This is a genomic window from Bremerella sp. JC817 (assembly GCF_040718835.1).
GTDB lineage: Bacteria > Planctomycetota > Planctomycetia > Pirellulales > Pirellulaceae > Bremerella.
Genome location: NZ_JBFEFG010000280.1, coordinates 941,715 through 960,199 on the forward strand (window position 1 = coordinate 941,715; position 18,485 = coordinate 960,199).

Consider the following 18,485-nt stretch of genomic DNA (forward strand, 5'->3'; position numbering starts at 1 on the left):
CGCAACACCTTAGGTGAATTGTCAGCGTCTGCCGACCGCGCCGAACTTAGGCCTCTACTGGGAGTTACGGCCGATGGGCGATATCTTAAGGGGCGTAGCCGAAAGGGAACGATTCAGGGGCTGCAACCGGATGTGATTTGCCTTGCGAACCGCATCAACACCGGAAAACGAGAGGCGTCCCGCAGAAGGAACCATGCGAAGTTTCATGAATTACAACGAGCGAGAAGAGCGGCTTCTGGCGCCCTACGCGCTGCGGAGCCGACAATCGCGCGGTCGCGAGTTCGATGAGCCCGACCACCCTTACCGCTCGCCATTTCAACGCGATCGCGACCGGATCATCCACAGCAGTTCCTTCCGCCGACTGGCCGACAAGACGCAAGTCTTCATGAACATCAGCGACTATCATCGGACGCGTCTGACGCACACGATCGAAGTCGTCACCATTGCCCGCACGATCGGCCGCAGCCTGGGCCTGAACGAAGAATTGATCGAAGCACTGGGCTATCTGCACGATATCGGCCATCCACCGTTCGGCCATACAGGCGAAGACGTGCTGAAGGAATGCATGGTCGACTGCGGCGGTTTCTCGCACAACGCGTTCGGCCTGATCCTGGTAAAGCACCTGGAAGTTCGCAGTCCCCATTACGACGGATTGAACCTGACGTACGAGGTTCTGGAAGGGCAGCATACCCGCGTCGACAAGCGTCAGATGACCTTTCTGCGGCCGCTGCTGGAAGCCCAGACGGTCGAATCGTGCGACAGTATCACCTACGACGCGCACGATGCCGACGACGCCTTAAAGCTGGGACTGGTCACCTTCGACGAGTTGATGCAGATTCCACTGTTTGCGCAAAGTGCCGAACGGGTCTATCAGCGCTACGGCGAACTGACAGGACGCCGGCTGCGGAAGCTGGTCATTCGACAACTGATCGACCTGCAAGTGACCGACGTGACCGAGACGGCGCTGGAGCGTCTGGCGAAGTGGAATCCGCAGACGCCGGAAGAGGCGGAGATGTGCGAACCGATCGTCACCGTCAGCGATGATCTGCGTGCGCAAAAGACGCAGCTCGAACAGTTTCTGTTCCATCGTGTTTACCGCCATCCCGACATCGTCGAGTTCCGCGACCGGGGCCAGGACCAGCTTCGGCGGATGTATGACGGGTACCTTCGACGGCCGGAACTGATTCGCGGAAAGCTGGCGGAATGGGTCGACGTTTGGGGGCTGCCTCGGACGGTCGGCTATTACATCGGAACGATGACCGACTCCTACTGCCAACGGGAGTTTGACGCCCATTTTCGGTAGTCTATGGGGATGCTTTCCGAAGAATTGCGGAGTAGAATACGCACTCGGAATAGTGAACAGGTTTATCTTTTAAGGGGAGCTCGACCTGCCTGAATGGGGGTTGCTGGCGCAACCGCCTCGTATCGGGTCGGCTCCTGCAGGGTCTCTCGTGGCGCTGATCGTTCTTAGAATCGTTTTCATCCTGGTGGCGGCCGGGGTGGGCATCACCGTCATCCAGGTAGATGCCTTTCGTAGCGCGCTGCAAGATCAGCCCTTCTGGGCTTTTATCGGGGTGTTGATCCTGGCGTTTGGTGTCATCGGCATCGATATCGGCGTCAAGAACAAGCGATACGACACCATCTCAGGCGTCTACTTTGGTCTGCTGGTCGGACTTTCCTTAACGTATATCCTCGGGCTCATTACGCAGGTCTGGTTCCCTACGGAAAACCCTGGCGCCGTGACGGCTCACCGGGCACTTCAGTTGGTGGTGGGGATGGTGCTGTGCTATTCCTGTATCAGCCTCGTGCTGCAAACCAAAGATGACTTCCGCTTCATCATCCCTTACGTCGAATTCGCCAAGGAAGTGAAGGGGCCGAAGCCTTACGTGCTGGATACCAGCATCGTGATCGACGGCCGGATCGCCGACGTGGTCGAGACCGGGTTCTTCGACAACGTGCTGATCATGCCTCGGTTCGTTTTGGCGGAGTTGCAGGGCATTGCCGACAGCAGCGACAAGCTGAAGCGCAGCCGTGGACGTCGCGGGCTCGACATCTTGAATCGCTTGCGAAACAACGATCAGGTCGACCTGAAGATCCACGACCGCGAAACGCCCGACATGGAAGGGCAGCCGGTCGATATGAAGCTGGTCCTTCTGGCGAAACTGCTGGAAGGGAAGATCGTCACCGGCGACTACAACTTGAACAAAGTGGCCAAGCTGCATAACGTCGAGGTGATCAACCTCAACGAAATCGCCAACGCCCTGAAACCCGTCTTTTTGCCAGGCGAACATCTTTCGGTTCGGATTGTCAAAAAGGGGGAAGAAGACAGCCAAGGGGTTGGTTACCTGGACGACGGCACGATGATTGTCGTCGAAGGTGGTCGCGATCACATCAATTCGCAGGTCCGCATTCTGGTTACCAGTGTGCTGCAGACCAGCGCTGGCCGCATGATCTTCGGTCGCTACGAATCGCTCGAAGGGGGCGGATCTGGCGGTCACAAGACTCATGCGAATACCTCGGCCTAACCCTGGCCCACGTACCGAACTACATTCGTCTCCTGTTATCTGAAGCAATCGCGTGACTGATTCCGAAAAGCCTGAAACTCCCGCCGCCGGCGACAATCGCAGCCTTCAATTGGCCACGGCCGCCGCGCAAGTGATTGAAGACAACAAGGGACGCGATATCTGCATCCTCGACATGCGGCACCTGACGCCGATCTTCGACTACTTCGTCATTGGCACCGGTGGCAGCCGCCGCCAATTGCACGCCATGAGCGAAGAGATCGACGACAAGCTCGAAAAAGAGATGGGCGACCGCCGCATGGGCCGCGAGGGATACGACGAAAGCCGTTGGATCCTGCTGGACTATGGAACGGTCGTGTGTCACCTCTTCGACGAAGAGACCCGCGAGTACTTCCAACTGGAGCAGTTGTGGGGCGACGCCAAGAAGGTTGATATGACCAACATCCTTCGCAGCCCCGGCGAATAGTCTTTCCCCGGGTCCCCTTGGGACCGTATCTGGGTGATAATCGGAAACTGAGGCCTATCTGATCCAAGGTCGCTTGTTTCGCGTCTTTCCGTCCCCTCGCCCCTTTGGCGAGAGGGTTAGGGTGAGGGGTGAAGCAAGTACCAGCGTTCCAAATAGGTTCAGAGGTTGGCTCTCGATGGATGTCGAGAAGATGCGTCGACGCTTCTCTACAATTTGGCATCGAGGTCTGTAATCCCTCACCCTGGCCCTCTCCCTTCGAGGGAGAGGGGACAAGAAGAGTTACGACAGAATTTTTCTCTAAGCCAAGCTATGAACATTCTTGCTCTGTTGCGTGCCCGGTTTCAGCCTGTCCTTCAGCCGATGACGGACGATGTTGCTCCGTTGCTGGACATGATCCGCCCGGCTGGCGATCCGAAGTTTGGCGACTACCAGGCCAACTTTGCGATGGGCCTGGCCAAGAAGGTGGGCAAGTCGCCACGTGACCTGGCCGCCGAGATCGTGGCCGCGGTTCAGCTCGACGACTTGTGCGAAACGCCGGAAGTCGCCGGACCAGGCTTCATCAACTTGAAGCTGCGCGACTCGTGGATTCAACAGCAGCTCGATTCCGCCCAGGCCGATCCGCGCCTTGGGGTCGACAAGACCGAGACCGCCAAGACCTACATCGTCGACTACTCTTCGCCGAACGTTGCCAAGCCGATGCATGTCGGGCACATCCGCAGCACGGTGATCGGCGACGCGATCTGCCGAACTTTGAAATTCATGGGGCACAACGCCATCAGTGATAACCATCTCGGCGACTGGGGAACGCAGTTCGGGATGATCATTTATGGTTATAAGAACTTTGCTGACGCCGATGCCTACAAGGCGGCCCCGGTGCCTGAGCTGTCGCGAATCTATCGCGTCGTGCGTGGCTTGATGGACTACTTCGACGCCAAGAAGGAACTGCCGACGCTCGAGGCGAAGTTGGCCGAGCGCACCACGGAATGCGAAGCACTGAAAGCGGCCGGCGAACCTGCCGACAAGGCAGAAGCGAAGAAGCAGAAGAAAGAGCTTGGTCGCCTGCAATCGCAGATGGACGACTTGACCAAAGACATCGCCGCCACGCAGGCCAAGATTGCCAAGACCGAAGACTCACCGCAAGCAAGCGCGATGGCTGCCCAGCATGCCAACATCGCCGAGGCCGTTCTGCAAGAGACGGTCAAGCTGCACCAAGGGGACGAGCAGAACCTGGCGTTGTGGAAAGAGTTTCTGCCTTACTGCGAAGACGAAATCAAACGCGTCTACGAACGGCTGAAGGTCACCTTCGATTACCAGCTGGGCGAAAGCTTCTATCACGATCGCCTGGCATCGGTGGTCGAAGAGTTTGAGAAAAAGGGCTTGGCGAAGGAGTCAGAAGGGGCGACGTGCGTCTTCCTGGATGGCTTCAAGGCTCCGATGATCATCCGCAAGCGAGATGGTGCGTTCCTCTATTCGACGACCGACCTCGCCACGATTCAGTACCGCATGGAAACGTGGAAGCCTGACGCGATTCTGTACGTCGTCGACTTCCGCCAGGGCGAGCACTTCGACAAGTTGTTTGCCGCGACAAGGCTGTGGGGCTTCAACGACATCGAGCTGAAGCATGTCAGCTTCGGTACCGTGATGGGGGACGATGGCAAGCCGTTCAAGACCCGTTCCGGCGATACGGTCGGGCTGGAAGGCTTGCTGGACGAAGCCGTTGCGCGAGCCTTCAAAGTGGTGAGCGACGCCGACGATGCCGCTCCGGAAGGTCCTTCACTCGACGACGCCCAGCGGAAGCAAATTTCGGAAACGGTGGGGATCGCCGCGCTGAAGTATGGCGACCTGTCGCAGAACCGCGAGTCGGACTACAAGTTCAGCTACGACAAGATGCTGGCCCTGCAGGGGAACACGGCGACCTACATGCAGTACGCGTATGCTCGTGTGCAAAGCATCTTCCGTCGCGGTGAAGTCGACATCGCAACGCTACGAACCAGCGGCGCGAAGATCGTCATCGAGCATCCTGCCGAACGTCAATTGGCGATCGCTGTGCTGCGGTTCTCGGAAGCCCTGGACGATGTTCTGGCCGACTATCGCCCGAACTACCTGACGAACTACTTGTTCGATCAGTTGGCCAAGTCGTACAGCACGTTCTTCGATCAGTGCAAAGTGCTGAAGGCAGACACTGAAGAGCAGAAGAACAGCCGGCTCTTGCTTTGCGATTTGACCGCTCGGGTGTTACAACAAGGCCTGAATCTGTTGGGCATCGATACCGTCGAGAAGATGTAGTTGCCAGGGAGGCAGCATGCCAAGGAAGGGTTCCAAGAAGACCTCGCTCCAGTTCGCGTTGAATGCCGTCTATCACGGGCACTCGCGCGACGTGCTGCAAAGCTTCCCCGATGAAGTGGTCGACTGCGTGGTGAGCAGCCCTCCTTACTTCCAGCAGCGAAACTACGACGGCGACGACCAGATCGGTCAAGAGACCTCGCCGGAAGAGTATGTCCAGAGCCTGGTCGAAGTCTTCCGCGAAGTGCGCCGGACGCTTAAAGAAACCGGCGCTTTGTGGCTGGTGCTCGGCGACAAATACCTCGACGGCGAATTACTTGGTCTGCCATGGCAAGTCGCGTTAGCTTTGCGTAGCGATGGCTGGAAGCTGCGCAGCGATGTGATCTGGCACAAACCCAACGCCATGCCCAGCAGCGTGAAGACGCGCCCCACAACCGATCACGAGTATGTCTTTCTACTGGTGAAGAACAACCAGTACTTCTACGACGCCGACGCCATTCGCGAGCCACACGTTACCTTCAGCGAGAACAGCAAGATGAAGGGGGGCCGCAACCACTTTCATCGTCGCGGAAGCACGCCAGAGGCGGGCAAGAATGGAGGCAGCAGCAATCTGCACGATGCTCGCTGGGACCAGGCCTTTCATCCCAAGGGACGCAACAAGCGGACGGTCTGGTCGATTCCGTTGTCGAAGTTCCGCGACGCGCACTTCGCCGTCTTTCCAGAGACCTTGGTTGAAACCTGCATCAATGCGACCTGCCCGGAAGATGGCGTCGTGCTCGATCCGTTTCTGGGAAGTGGTACCACGGCGCTCGTTGCTCAGCGTTTGGGACGAAGCTATCTCGGCATCGATCAATCGCAGAAGTACGTCGAGATGGCGAAGGGGCGTCTTGCGGATGCCAGCCGCGGGCAGATGAGCCTGCCTGGCGTCGCGAAGCAATAGCGAACGAGTGGCCGGTTAAGCCGTCTTGGGGGAGGCAGGCGATCGCGATTTCCACGCCACCCAGGCAATCGCCACGATCGTTCCCAAAAGCACGCAGCCCAGCAGCGGCAAGCTGTGCGTCAGCTTCATCCAGCCAAAGCTTTCCAGGTACAAGTACCAGCGACGTGGTGGATCAGGCCGAACGACCGGCGTCAACAACAAACCGACAAAGAAGCTCGCGACGATCAGGGCCAGGGCGACATGGCTTCGCCGCAGATAGCTAATCGCCACCAGGGCCAGCAATGTGCCTGGCAGGTATTGAAGGTAGGGGAGCGAAGCGAAGACGACCTGACCACGAAAGGCGGCGAAGAGTCCGAGCACGAGGGCGATCAGGCCGAGTTTCCACGCCGGTGTGACCCAGTCGACGGGGGCTCGATCTGGAGCGGTTTCAAAGTCCATGGAAGTACCTTCGCAGAATCGCTGGCGGACGAAAGCAACTGCCAGTCAGCTTCGCATGATTCCGCGGATCCGGCAACGATTTTGCCGGATCGGATGCGTTCGGCCTACTTCATCGGTTCGGCCGTAGGGATCTTCAGCTTCGTCGGATCAAGCTCGACATGCTTGATCGTTTCGCGGCGATAGGTGTAGACGATATGCACCTTGCCGTCGGCAGTCTGAATGACGGCCGGGTACGAGTACTCGCCAGGCTGGCGTTCCAAGGTCAGTAGCGGATGCCAGGCCTGACCATCTTCCGAGATCGCCACGTTCAGCATGTTACGACCGGCGGGAAAATCCGATTCACGAACGGTGTGGTTGTAGACCAGCAGTTGGCGACCATCGGCCAGCGTGACCGCATCGGTTCCGGAATTTGGGTTCGGCAGTTCGGTCGGGCTAAGGGCGCTCCAGGTCTTGCCACCATCTTGCGACCAGCCGGAAGCAACGACGTTTTCTCGTGTTCGGCAAAGGATCTGCATCCGGCCATCCTGATAGGTCAGGATGCTAGGCTGGATGGCATTGAACAGTTTGGCGTCGTTGATCGGGCCGATCACTTCCCAGGTTTGACCTAGGTCTTTAGTCGCCTCGAAGTGGACTCGCCAGCCCTTGGTCTCGGTGCTGGAAGGACACAAAATCGTGCCATCCGCCAACTGGATCGGCTTGTTCTTCACAGGGCCCAGCAAGTGACCGATCGCTTCGTTCTCGCCCAGTCGCTTGGGCTCGCTCCAGGTCGCGCCGTTGTCGGTCGATGTCATCAGCATGCCCCACCAACTGGTTGGGCTGGGGCCGACTTTATAGAACAGCATCAGCGGTCCTTCTTTCGGTTGAAAGAGGATCGGGTTCCAGGTTGGGTAACGCAGTTCTTCCGATTCGACGCCATTGGCGACCTCAACCGGAGTGGTCCAGCCTTCGGGCGTGTGACGGGAAACCCAGATGCCGACGTCTGGGTTCTTTTCATGCGTTCCGCCAAACCACGCCGCAACCAGGCCTTCTGGCGTTTCGACGATGGTCGAAGCGTGGCTGTTGGGGGTTGGGCGGTTCTCGGCCGGAAAGATGTATTCAGACATGACAAACGCTGGCGTCTCGGGGCCGACGACGTTTGGCAGCTTCGGTGCCTTGGCATCCGCGGCTTGAACAAGGTGGGTGCCGGCCAGTAGCGAGGCTACCAGGGCAACGATTCCGATTGATTTTAAGGTCAGGTTCATGGCAATGCTGAGCAGTCGTTTGGGACTGGAAGTCTTGAGAGCAAGTGGGGCGGGGTGCGCGATGGGTTCACGCAGATGCACCAATGTTCGGACATTCGGCCAACCGTGTCAAAGCGAATCGGACAGGCAAAATTTGATCGGTCGAGATTTGTTCAAATCTACCCTAAGAAATGCGCGCACGAAAAAACCCTCGGAGGGAAGATCCATCCGAGGGTTTTGATGGTTTTGGCGGTTAAACCGGGCGAATTACATGGTGCCCAGCTTCTTGACCAGGTCGGCAGCACGGGCCGAGTAGCCAGCTTCGTTGTCGTACCACGAGACAACCTTGACCAGCTTGCCGCTGATGACCGCGGTGAACGGAGCAGCGAAGATCGAGCTGTGTGGGTCGCCGATGATGTCGGACGAGACGATTGGGTCTTCGGTGTAAGCCAAGATACCCTTCATCGGACCTTCAGCGGCAGCCTTCATGGCAGCGTTGATTTCTTCGGCGGTGGCTTCCTTCGACAGGTTAGCGGTCAGGTCGACGACGCTACCGGTTGGGACAGGAACTCGCATGGCGATACCGGTCAGCTTGCCCTTCAATTCCGGAATGGCCAGAGCCACTGCCTTGGCAGCACCGGTCGAGGTCGGAATGATGTTCTGGGCAGCAGCGCGAGCACGGTAAGGATCTTTGTGTGGCAGATCCAGAACCTGCTGATCGTTGGTGTAGGCGTGGATGGTGGTCATCAAGCCGTTTTCGATACCGAACGAATCGTTCAGGACCTTGGCGACTGGAGCCAGGCAGTTGGTCGTGCAGCTGGCGTTCGACACGGTGGTCATGTCGGCAGTCAGCTTGTCGTCGTTCACGCCCAGAACGCAGGTCAGATCTGGTTCGTCCTTGGCAGGAGCGGACAGGACAACCTTGCGGGCACCAGCGTCGAGGTGCGAGTCGTAGCCTGGCTTATCGCCGGTCTTCTTGCCGGTGAAGACACCGGTGCTTTCCAGAACAACGTCAACGCCCAGATCGCCCCAAGGAAGGTTGGCTGGGTTACGTTCTTCCAGAACCTTGATCTTCTTGCCGTTGACGGTCAGGCCTTCGCTGTCGAATTCGACCGTGCCTGGGAAGCGGCGGTGGGTGCTGTCGTACTTCAGCAGCGTCGCCAGCATCTCGTTGTCGGTCAGGTCGTTGATAGCGACGACCTCGAATTCCTCAGGACGAGCGATCATGTTGCGGAAGGTGAGTCGACCGATGCGTCCAAAACCGTTGATTGCAACCTTTACTGCCACGGTACGTAATCTCCTGAGGGGGTAACTTCTGCGAGCAGCGAGCGATTCGCTGCAAACTATTCGATGGTTGTGGTCTTCTCGGGAAGATCCCGAGTGGGGTGTATTCCCGGCGTTATAGCACGCATCGTACGCGTGCCCAAGCGGGCAAGACATCCGTGCCCAGAAAACCTAGCTTCTGCGCCAAGTGAAAAACGCTCGAAGAGCGGTGGCTTCGCCAGTGAAGGCGATTATACGACCCCTTAATTTGATACACAAGCGGCGTAAGGGGATCCGTCTAGAAGTGGGGCAACTGGCTTGCTAGGGGTGCGATCGGCCCGATAAAGCCGCTTTAGTGTGCACGAAGATGCCTCAGGTATAGGCAGAAATATTGCTTCTTCAGATATTCATCTGATTTTTCATCCGCCGAGAATGGTGTCCCTCGGCGAGCGAAGCGAATCGGAACCGAATCGAGCCCTTTATCGAGCCAGCGCGGCCGAATGATCGTGCGTGAGAGAATTGTCCGCGATCTTACCCGACAATGGTTGGTCGGTATCTGACATCGCGTCGGGAGGGGTGATCGAACTGCCGAATATCTTATGAATCCCGAACAAAATCGCGAAGACCGCACCCCAGGCCAACGGATACATCAGGATGCCTGGCCCCAGAACAAAGGCCCCCAGCACACACCATAGGGCGGCAATCGACGCTAAAAGAGATACCAATTTCATAGCTATTCATCTCCTTGGCGAAGCAGCGAACGTTTCACTCCTCGAAACGACCAGTTGGCCACTCTGGTAAATAGTGCCGCATTGGTGGCCATCTATGGGAATTATACGCTCCGGGTAGCAAGGGGGACCACACAAACTTTTCCAGCAAATCCGAGTCCAAATGTCGCTGTGGTCGCAATATATGGCTCTCACGCAGTAATTTATGGCCTTCTTGTCTGGGTTTTCGGTTGTTGGGTCGGTTATCTTAGGCGGTCAACTAGCAATGCCGCGGCAATCCGAGGGAGGAACCCGAATGAGCGACACCCAAGATAAACCCCATACCGACAACAGCATGCGAGGTCTGATCCTCATCCTGGTGGGCATCTTCTTAGGTGTGACGCTGGGCCTGGTCTATGGGAAGTCGATGTGGCTGGCCTCGGAAGGTCCCGAGAAGCAACTGACTCGTCTCGAGAAAACGATCGAGCAAAAAGAGGCGGACGCTGCCAGGTTCCGCGAGCAAGCGAAGACCGAGACCGATCCGCAAGAAGTTCAGCGGCTCAATAAAGAGGCCGACCGTCTGGAAGGGCAGTTGCCCAAGATCCAGGCCCGCATCGACGCGACCCGCGATACGGTCCAGGAGGTCGAGAAAGAAAAGGCTGCCGGCAACCTCGGCGTGCCGCAAGGCATTTACATCATCTGCGAGTTCTGTGGCGACTTGTTCCTGCAGGTCCTCAAGTTGTTGGTCATTCCGCTGGTGGTCACCAGCATGATCAGTGGGATCACTTCGCTGGGGGACGTTCGCAAGATGGGCCGCGTCGGTTTGTCGACGATCATCTATTACTTTAGCACCGGGGCGATCGCGGTATTCATCGGCATTCTGCTGGTGGTCATCATTCAGCCAGGGAACTCGGCCGACGATACCTTCGCGTATCGAACCGACTCGGTCGAAGCGAAGCAAGGGCAGACGACCATTGAAGTCTTCCTCGATGTCTTCCGTGGTCGTGAAGGAGATCCTGGCAGTGGTATGTTCCCGTCGAACTTGTTTCTGGCGGCGACCAACACCAACGTGCTGGCGTTGATCGTGTTCGCAATCGTCTTTGGTGGTGCTTTGACGACGCTCGGGGAGGAAGGGATGCTAGTCATCCGCTTCTTCAACGTCTGCAACGAGGCGGTCATGAAGATGGTGCACATGGTGATGATGTTTGCGCCGATAGGTATCTTCGGGCTGGTCTCTTCCAACATCGCCAAGAACGGCGGCGCGGCAGGCTTCCTCGAACAGCTGCAAGCGATCGGCTGGTACGTCGGAACGGTGGTGATTGGTTTGCTGTTGCACTCGATCGTGCTGGCTACGCTTCTGTGGGCGTTGGGCAAGCGGAATCCGTTCGTGTACACGTTCAACTTGTTGCGGGCCTTGTTGACCTCGGTCAGTACCGCCAGCAGCGCGGCGACCTTGCCGGTGACGATGGAATGCGTGGAAGAGAACAACGGCGTCTCGAATCGCTCGGCTTCGTTCGTGTTGCCATTGGGGGCAACCATCAACATGGATGGTACCGCGTTGTATGAAGCAGTCGCGGTGATCTTCATCGCCCAGACGCTCGGCATTCATCTCGATATGGCCGACCTGGTGATCATCTTCCTGACGGCGTCGCTGGCGGCGGTTGGTGCGGCCGGTATTCCGGAAGCTGGCCTGGTGACGATGGTCATCGTGCTGCAAGCCGTGGGGCTGCCATTAACCGGTATCGGTACGATCCTGGCGATCGACTGGTTCCTGGATCGCTTGCGAACGACTGTCAACGTCTACGGCGACGCTTGTGGTGCCGGGATCATCGACACGATGGTCGTGCAGAAACAGCAAGCCGAGGCAGAAGCGGCCGCGGCGCCTGGTTAGCCGGACGAAGGCATTTCGCGAAAACCAAGCACCCGGCGAATCTCCGCCGGGCTGGTGATGCCGGCCGCAAGCATGGCTTCGGCTTGCTCCCACCGCGAAGCCATGCCTGCTTCATGAGCCCAGGCTTCAATCATGGCCGTTGTCGCCGACTCGAGTTCGGCTTGGGCCAATCGATGCTTGTGCGGGACGAGCCATTCCCCGAGAAGCGTTCGTCCCAGGTAGCCGGTGCCTCGGCATTTCTCGCAGCCGACCGGCTGACGCATCCCTTCCAGGCGGAAGCCGTATCGCTGCGGCTCTTCGCAAGCAACCGCACAGTCGCACAGCTTGCGAACCAGCCGTTGATGCAGCACGCCGAGTAAGGCCGACTGGATCATGTAGGTGGGAATGTTCATGTCGATCAGTCGTCGGATCGCTTCGGCAGCGCTGCCGCTGTGAAACGTGCTGACGACTAACTGCCCGGTTAAGCTGGCCTGCATGGCCGTTTCGACGGTGACCGGATCACGCATCTCGCCGACCAGGATCACTTCCGGATCTTGTCGCATCAGGCTGCGAAGTCCCGTGGCGAAATCGAACCCGGCCGAAGGACGGATGTGACTTTGCGAGATGCCTGGGATTTCGGTTTCGATCGGATCTTCCAGGGTGACGATGCTGCGTCCGCCATCTTCCAGCGAGTCGATATGTCGCAAGCAGGCATAAGCAGTCGTCGACTTGCCGCTGCCAGCTGGTCCGGCGATCAGGATCATGCCGGATGACTCTTGCAGCAGGCTGGCCAGTTCGCTGGTGGTGGCGGTGTCGAGCCCGAGATCTTCCAGGTGATGCAGCGTTTCTTTCTGCCACAAGATACGAATGACGACCCGTTCGCCATGCAGGGCCGGGAAGGTGCTCACGCGAACTTCGTGTCCATGGGAAAGCTCGCTGACGCGGCCTTCCTGCGGGATGTCGGTGCGATAGGTGAGCAGGCCTGCCATGATCTTCAGCCGAGCAGACGTGTCGGTTTTCTCGCCACGCGGAAGATTGCCGACCGTTTGCAGCACCCCATCGATTCGCAGCTTCACGTCGAAGCCTTGCGCGGTCGGCTGCAAGTGAACGTCGCTGGCTTCCAATTGGATCGCGCCAGCCAGCAAGGTCTCGACCACACCTTCGGCGTAGGTGTCTTTGGTGCGGTCGTGGCGGAGTAGTTGCTGGTGAAGTTCAGACAGTTGCATCGGATAGTTCGCCCTGGGGGAAGAGGTCTCTCAGTCTATCGTCGCTTGCCAGGCGATGACAAACAACCCAACCGCAAAACACCACCACGCGAACCAGTGCAGGCGACCACGCTGGACCACCTTGATCAGCAGCACCAGCGAGAACCATCCCACCACAAACGAAATGGCCGCACCCAGCAGCAGTAGCCAAGCCGGTGTTTTCGAGGCGTGGTCCCAGTCGCCGATGCTCTTGGCGACTTTCAACGTGATGGCACCCAGAATGGCCGGGACCGCCATCAGGAACGAGAACGTCGCGGCCCCTTCGCGGGAAAGCCCCAGGGCCTGGCCGCTGCAAATGGTCGAACCGCTGCGCGAAATGCCGGGCAAGATTGCCAACGCTTGGGCACAGCCGATCCACCAGGCTTGCGACCACGAGGTTTGTTCGTAGGTTCGTTCTGTCTGCGGAAGTCGCTGCGACAGAAGCAGAATCGTTCCGGTCACCAGAAAACAAATTCCGGCGACCAGCGGCGACTCGAGCAGCGAGTCGGTATCGGTTGCCTTCAAAACCAACGCCGCGATCACGGCCGGAATGGTCGCGACCACCAGCAACAACAAAAGCCGCCGGTCTTTGGTCAGGGCTTCGTAAAGCTGCTGACGATAGACCACCAGGATCGATCCTAACGTGCCGGCATGCAGCACGATGTTCAGCCCCACCAGGTCGAAGTGGTCGGCGTCGGCATCGAGCAGCGTGGCCAACACCACCAGGTGCCCTGACGAACTGATCGGCAGGAACTCGGCGACGCCTTGGACGATCGCCAGCACGATGATCTGCCAGACAGGTAAATCCACGAAAGATACTTCCCGAAGTCGAATCGTTTGCACATACGTGCCAAAGAGAGCGCTTTCCGATGAAAGCCGAGGCACAAGATAGTTTTCGCCGTAGAGAAAGAAGCGGCGAGTGAGGCCTGGTGGTTTGTCAGGCTCGGCACCGATCGCAATCGTTGCGATCGGCAGATCCGGCATGTTCGTTACGGAGATTCTTCCGCAGCAGGTTCGCTTGCCGGCGTGACTGGTTCAGCAACCGCCAGCGGAGCGACCTCGATGTAGCGAACTACTGTTCCGATTCGTCCGGAACCATGGGCGTCGATCAGCAAGCGATAACGGCCGGGCTCTTGTGGCAAATCGACCGGAATCGAGACCCGGCCGTCGGAGTTGGTCGAAAGACGTGGCTGCCACAAGATCGGTTGCGGAAGCAGCTTTCGGCGAAGCGATTCCGATTCCGCTGGGATCGGATTATCGGCTGTCTGGGCCTTCAGTTCCATCGCTCGGCGTGGTTCCTGCATGCCCATTCCTTCCATCCCCATGCCTCGCATGTCACCGATGCCGCTCATGCCGGCATCGGCGGCTCGGGCCTGACTTCGCATCGCTCCCGGCATGCCTGCGCCAGGCATCGCACCGCCATAGCCACCCTTGGCGAGATTGTCGACGCTTGGTCGGCCCGTCTTCAAATTGATTTGTTGCTGTTCGAGTGCGATGCCATTGCGTTGGAACTCTGCCGCCGGCTGCAGCAGCTTCGCCGCGCTGACTTTCGGAGCACCTTTTCGTAGGGCACCATCTGGCAGCGAGCGTTCTTCGATAATCGCTTTCGCGTCGCTCAAGTCGTGGCGGTCGGCCATCATTGGTTTGGCGATCGGTTCGTTCAGCGCGACCATGTCAGGGATCGCCTTCGTCGTGCTCATGCTCGGCAGCGAAAGGTTCAGCGACATCATGCCCCACAGTATCGCGCCGAGGGCGACCAGCAGGCCAGGACCCCAAACCTTGATCTTCGACATGCCTTGCAGCACGGCCAAAGCGATCAAGCAAACAATCAGCACACTGCCGGCGATCGACAGAAGCCAACTGGAGGTGAGGCGAACTTGTTCGAGCTGATTCTCCCAGTCCGAATGCAGGGCAGCGATCGCCTTCTGATAGTCGGTCGCGATCGCCTTCTTGTTACTGCGTCGTAGCAAGGGAAGATCGACTGAGGTGTCAGGCAACGCATCGGCTGCTGGAGCCATCCCGAACGCCATGGCTCCCATGGAATCGACTTGCGTGGCATCGTTTCGCCACGACGAAAGGGCGAGCACCTGGTCGAACCAGACGGTGTCTTGTTCCAAATCGCGAACGTTGTCAGGCATGCCGGCAGCACCGCGAGGAACCTGAACGCGACGATTGAGGAACAGTTCCCCTTCCAGTCCCAGCGGTTGCTGCGATTGGGGAAGAACGTCCGACAAACGTTCCATCTGCACACCCAGCGTGGCCGGGGCAGGGGAATCGTATTCGTCGGTAACCGCAACTTGCAGATCTAGCTTTTGACCTGGCTGGGCGACCGTTGGCAGGCCATCGACAGCGATGTCGTACCGTTGAACCGGAATGCGATAGATGATGCGTTCCGCAATCAACTGCGGCTTCTGATCGGCGGTATCCTCGTCGTTCTCTTCCTGCGGGATGCTATAGAGCCGGACTCGCTGAGCACCGGTGGCCTCGGCAGGCAGATCGAGCTGAACCGGCTGCGTGATCGGAGCGTTTACGCCGACGTTCCAGACGTTATGTCCGATCGTGGCGTAGTCGTCACCGGCAACCAGCGCGAGCGTGGTGTTCGGCTGGGCGACGCGGACTTCTACTTCCAGTGGCTGGTCGGCGGGAGCGACCCCATTGTTGATTTGCAACGCGGCTGGCAATGGAAGGGCCTGAGCGATCGACTGCTGGATCGAATCTTTCGCGGTTTCGGAAACTTCCAGCGTGTAATCTTGCATCGCTTCAGGAACGAACTCGAAGTAGCCGTATGCCTGCTCTGGCTTGTTGCTGGCAGCGACCTGAGCTTCCGGGGCACCGTTGATCTGAAACTGCGGAGCTGTCTCCGGCTGATCGGCATCGACCCGGTTGGCCATGTAACGCAAGCGGTTTTTCACGCCGGCGACCAACTGGCCACCTTCCGGTTTCGCTTCGACGGGAGGCAACGCTGTGGCACGACTCAATAACGCAGCGCGGGCATTGTTGGATAGATTGTTACTGTAGACACTCTCGTATCGACGCTGCGACTCCGCGAGGTAAGCGTCGTCGCCGTTCAGGTGATTGTCGACGACCGGGACGGCCCGCTGCTGATAAGCGTTTTGAAGCTGCGGACTTTGCACACCGAGTTCGACGATCGGCGTTCGTTCGTCCGCCGGCAGCATCATTTGCCCTTGCGCGACACCCTTCAGCGTCGAACTCTCGGCACTGGCGATATGATTTTTGGGACCACCCTGGGCGAAGCTCCAGACGAAGTCGACATTGGCCGACTGGTCTCGATTGGTTTGTGGATCGAGGACGACCGCGCGGAAGTTGAGAAGCTCGCCCGGCTCGACCATTTCGCGATCGGTTTGCAGCACCGCAATTGGTTTCGGCGGAGCGACGGCCAGGTCGAGACCCAGTTCGCTCTTCGATTGGCCATGCTTGGCAACCACTTCCAGCTTGGCGGCGCTCGAAACTTCGTCAGGTGGAATCTGGCAAACGACCTGGCCGTTGACCGCTTGCGTCAGGCCGTAATAAACGGTGTTGCCTTCGGGTGACTTGAAGGTGTACTCGACTTCGGCATCGACGGGCTCGTCGGCGGCGTTCTCGACCGAGACATAGAAGTCGTTGCGAACGTCGGCCGCCATCAGCGATGGCCCGCTCACCGAGACGCTCAAGAAGTTGTTGGCCAGCGATTGTTGCTGCTTAGCCATCGCCAAGGTTTGTTCTTCGGTGTCGATGCTCAGCCGTGGGTAACCCAAGGCGGCGATCAGCAAGCAGGCTGCCAGGGCGGCGACGACTTGTAGGGTTCGCGAAGTCCACGTGGCGGCACCCTTCGGAGTTGGACGATCGTCGTTGCGATCCGCTTCCCGCTTCCACTTGTCGTAGTCGGGCTGGGGCTGATTGATCCGGGTCACTTCGGCCAGCAGCTCGGTTCGTTCTTTCAGCTCGGCATATTCGCGGGCCAGCTCGCCATCGGAACTGATACGATCGACCAGCTCTGCGGATTCTTCATCCGAGAGTAGGCCGTATATCAGTTCCAGCATCTGCTGCTGGAGTAGCTCGCGATCGTTCATGGTTAAATTTGTTGCTGCCGGGCACGAGTCGCCTCCGAGGCTTCTCGTACGCTGAAGGAAAGTTACAAGGGATTCTTTCGTGGTTGGTCTTCTGGGGCCAGATATTGTCGCAGGTGGGTCAGGGCCATACGCATTCGCGTCTTGACCGTTCCCAGCGGAATGGAAAGCGTCTCGGCGATTGCCTCGTACGTCAGGTCACCGTTCTGACGAAGCAGGAACACTTCCCGTTCTTCGTCTCGCAGTTCTGATACGGCAATCCGTAGGTGTTCCATTTGCTCGGACCTTTGAGCATGGAAGGCCGGGGTGGCCTCGTTGCTGGGAACCGCTTGCTGCTCGTCTCCCAGGGCCTGACGCTTCCGGCGCCAAGCCGTCATCCGCATATCGCGACCCGTATTCACGGCGATGCGGAAGATCCATGCCCTGACATTCTCAATTTCGGGAAGTTGATCTCGATGCCGCCAACACTTGATAAATGTTTCCTGAAGAGCGTCGTGCGCGTCCTCCATATTGCCCAAAAGGTGGTACAACGTGCCCAATAGTTCCCCGTGAAGACCCGAAAAATGGGACTCCAATAAATCCCCTCGGCTTTCCGATGGGGGGGAACTGCTTGCACGACGCGGATGCTCCACAATGGGCCTTTATGCTTAACTAGACGAAGTGACCGGGGAAAACGATTCCGCCCAGGCACCGATTTTTTAGCAGAATGGATGCGTTTTAACACCAGATTGCCCGGTTTTGTGGGTTAATGCCGGTCTAGTTCCCCCGGAATTCTACCTTGGCGGCTTGCTGCCTACCCCTCTCGACCAAAATAATAACAGTATGTGGCCGGAAACCGACAAAACGCAGCAGCTCCTGGACGGAGCCCGAAATGGAGACACTTCGGCTCGCGATGCGCTTCTTCAGCGTCATCGCGATTCGCTGCGCCGTATGATCGAGATGCGGCTTGATAAACGCATCCAGCAACGAGTCGACGCCAGCGACATTGTCCAGGAAGTTCTGGTCGACGCCAACCGCCGCCTGACCGATTACCTGGCAGAACCCAAGATGCCGTTCCATTTGTGGCTGCGGCATATGGCCAAAGATCGGATTATCGATGCCCATCGTCGGCACCGCGTCAGCGGCAAGCGGAGCGTCGACCGCGAGCAGAACTTGAACGTCGGGTTCAACATGGACCAGTCGTCGGTCGACCTCGCCGCCCAGCTGTGCGATCAAAATACCACGCCTGGGGCAGCGGCAACCATGCAAGAGCTGCATATCCGCTTTCAGGCCGCCATCGAAGAACTGGACGACCAGGATCGCGAAGTGGTCATCATGCGACACTTCGAACAACTCTCGAACCAGGACGTTGCCGCGGCGCTCGATCTGACACCGGCCGCGGCCAGCATGCGGTACCTGCGTGCGATCCGTCGTTTACGAGCCTTGCTGGGACCCACCGCCGTCGACGAATAAAACCTCTTCCCCT

15 protein-coding genes are annotated in these 18,485 nt (G+C 58.3%); 7 read left to right on the top strand and 8 right to left on the bottom strand.

Annotated elements, in window-relative coordinates:
* Positions 1 to 193: 193 nt before the first annotated feature.
* The 5 genes from dgt to AB1L30_RS22255 all read left to right on the top strand — a co-directional run bounded on the left by dgt (position 194) and on the right by AB1L30_RS22255 (position 6,211).
* Positions 194 to 1,303, top strand: a complete 1,110-nt coding sequence (dgt, locus tag AB1L30_RS22235; RefSeq protein ID WP_367016103.1) for a dGTP triphosphohydrolase — start codon at positions 194 to 196, stop codon at positions 1,301 to 1,303.
* 148 nt (positions 1,304 to 1,451) lie between these two features.
* A complete protein-coding gene (locus tag AB1L30_RS22240) occupies positions 1,452 to 2,525 on the top strand; it encodes a PIN domain-containing protein (protein ID WP_345088600.1) in 1,074 nt (357 codons plus the stop codon).
* Positions 2,526 to 2,577: 52 nt separating this feature from the next.
* A complete protein-coding gene (gene rsfS, locus AB1L30_RS22245) occupies positions 2,578 to 2,988 on the top strand; it encodes a ribosome silencing factor (protein ID WP_367016105.1) in 411 nt (136 codons plus the stop codon).
* 309 nt (positions 2,989 to 3,297) lie between these two features.
* Positions 3,298 to 5,274 (top strand): arginine--tRNA ligase, encoded by a 1,977-nt coding sequence (gene argS / locus AB1L30_RS22250; RefSeq protein ID WP_367016107.1) that lies wholly within the window; start codon positions 3,298 to 3,300, stop codon positions 5,272 to 5,274.
* Positions 5,275 to 5,290: 16 nt separating this feature from the next.
* On the top strand, positions 5,291 to 6,211 hold the full coding sequence (locus tag AB1L30_RS22255; RefSeq protein WP_367016109.1) for a site-specific DNA-methyltransferase: 921 nt from the start codon (positions 5,291 to 5,293) through the stop codon (positions 6,209 to 6,211).
* 15 nt (positions 6,212 to 6,226) lie between these two features.
* Here AB1L30_RS22255 and AB1L30_RS22260 read toward each other — a convergent pair whose 3' ends face one another.
* The 4 genes from AB1L30_RS22260 to AB1L30_RS22275 form a co-directional block, all read right to left on the bottom strand.
* Positions 6,227 to 6,649 carry a hypothetical protein gene (locus AB1L30_RS22260; RefSeq protein ID WP_367016111.1) on the bottom strand — a complete coding sequence of 141 codons (423 nt, stop codon included), beginning with the start codon at positions 6,647 to 6,649 and terminating at the stop codon, positions 6,227 to 6,229.
* A gap of 104 nt (positions 6,650 to 6,753) precedes the next feature.
* Positions 6,754 to 7,890, bottom strand: a complete 1,137-nt coding sequence (locus AB1L30_RS22265) for a sialidase family protein (protein WP_367016113.1) — start codon at positions 7,888 to 7,890, stop codon at positions 6,754 to 6,756.
* Positions 7,891 to 8,136: 246 nt separating this feature from the next.
* Positions 8,137 to 9,156, bottom strand: a complete 1,020-nt coding sequence (gene gap / locus AB1L30_RS22270) for a type I glyceraldehyde-3-phosphate dehydrogenase (RefSeq protein WP_367016114.1) — start codon at positions 9,154 to 9,156, stop codon at positions 8,137 to 8,139.
* Positions 9,157 to 9,611: 455 nt separating this feature from the next.
* The gene (locus AB1L30_RS22275) at positions 9,612 to 9,863 is read right to left on the bottom strand and encodes a hypothetical protein (protein ID WP_367016116.1); all 252 of its coding nucleotides are present in this window, start codon (positions 9,861 to 9,863) and stop codon (positions 9,612 to 9,614) included.
* Between the two features lie 292 nt (positions 9,864 to 10,155).
* On the opposite strand from AB1L30_RS22275, the gene AB1L30_RS22280 reads away from it, so the two are divergent.
* The gene (locus AB1L30_RS22280; RefSeq protein WP_367016117.1) at positions 10,156 to 11,730 is read left to right on the top strand and encodes a cation:dicarboxylase symporter family transporter; all 1,575 of its coding nucleotides are present in this window, start codon (positions 10,156 to 10,158) and stop codon (positions 11,728 to 11,730) included.
* Here the strand turns inward: AB1L30_RS22280 and AB1L30_RS22285 are convergent.
* The 4 genes from AB1L30_RS22285 to AB1L30_RS22300 form a co-directional block, all read right to left on the bottom strand.
* Positions 11,727 to 12,935 (bottom strand): GspE/PulE family protein, encoded by a 1,209-nt coding sequence (locus tag AB1L30_RS22285; protein WP_367016119.1) that lies wholly within the window; start codon positions 12,933 to 12,935, stop codon positions 11,727 to 11,729. The two genes, AB1L30_RS22280 and AB1L30_RS22285, sit on opposite strands and share 4 nt — an antisense overlap.
* Positions 12,936 to 12,965: 30 nt before the next feature.
* Complete coding sequence (locus AB1L30_RS22290) at positions 12,966 to 13,763, bottom strand: undecaprenyl-diphosphate phosphatase (protein ID WP_367016121.1); 798 nt, start codon at positions 13,761 to 13,763, stop codon at positions 12,966 to 12,968.
* A gap of 179 nt (positions 13,764 to 13,942) precedes the next feature.
* Positions 13,943 to 17,023: a hypothetical protein gene (locus AB1L30_RS22295; protein ID WP_367016123.1), complete on the bottom strand. Its 3,081-nt coding sequence runs from the start codon at positions 17,021 to 17,023 to the stop codon at positions 13,943 to 13,945.
* A 62-nt stretch (positions 17,024 to 17,085) separates the two neighbouring features.
* Positions 17,086 to 17,652: an RNA polymerase sigma factor gene (locus tag AB1L30_RS22300; RefSeq protein WP_367016125.1), complete on the bottom strand. Its 567-nt coding sequence runs from the start codon at positions 17,650 to 17,652 to the stop codon at positions 17,086 to 17,088.
* A 190-nt stretch (positions 17,653 to 17,842) separates the two neighbouring features.
* Between AB1L30_RS22300 and AB1L30_RS22305 the strand changes: the two genes are divergently transcribed.
* A complete protein-coding gene (locus tag AB1L30_RS22305) occupies positions 17,843 to 18,472 on the top strand; it encodes a sigma-70 family RNA polymerase sigma factor (RefSeq protein WP_345088575.1) in 630 nt (209 codons plus the stop codon).
* Positions 18,473 to 18,485 lie beyond the last annotated feature (13 nt).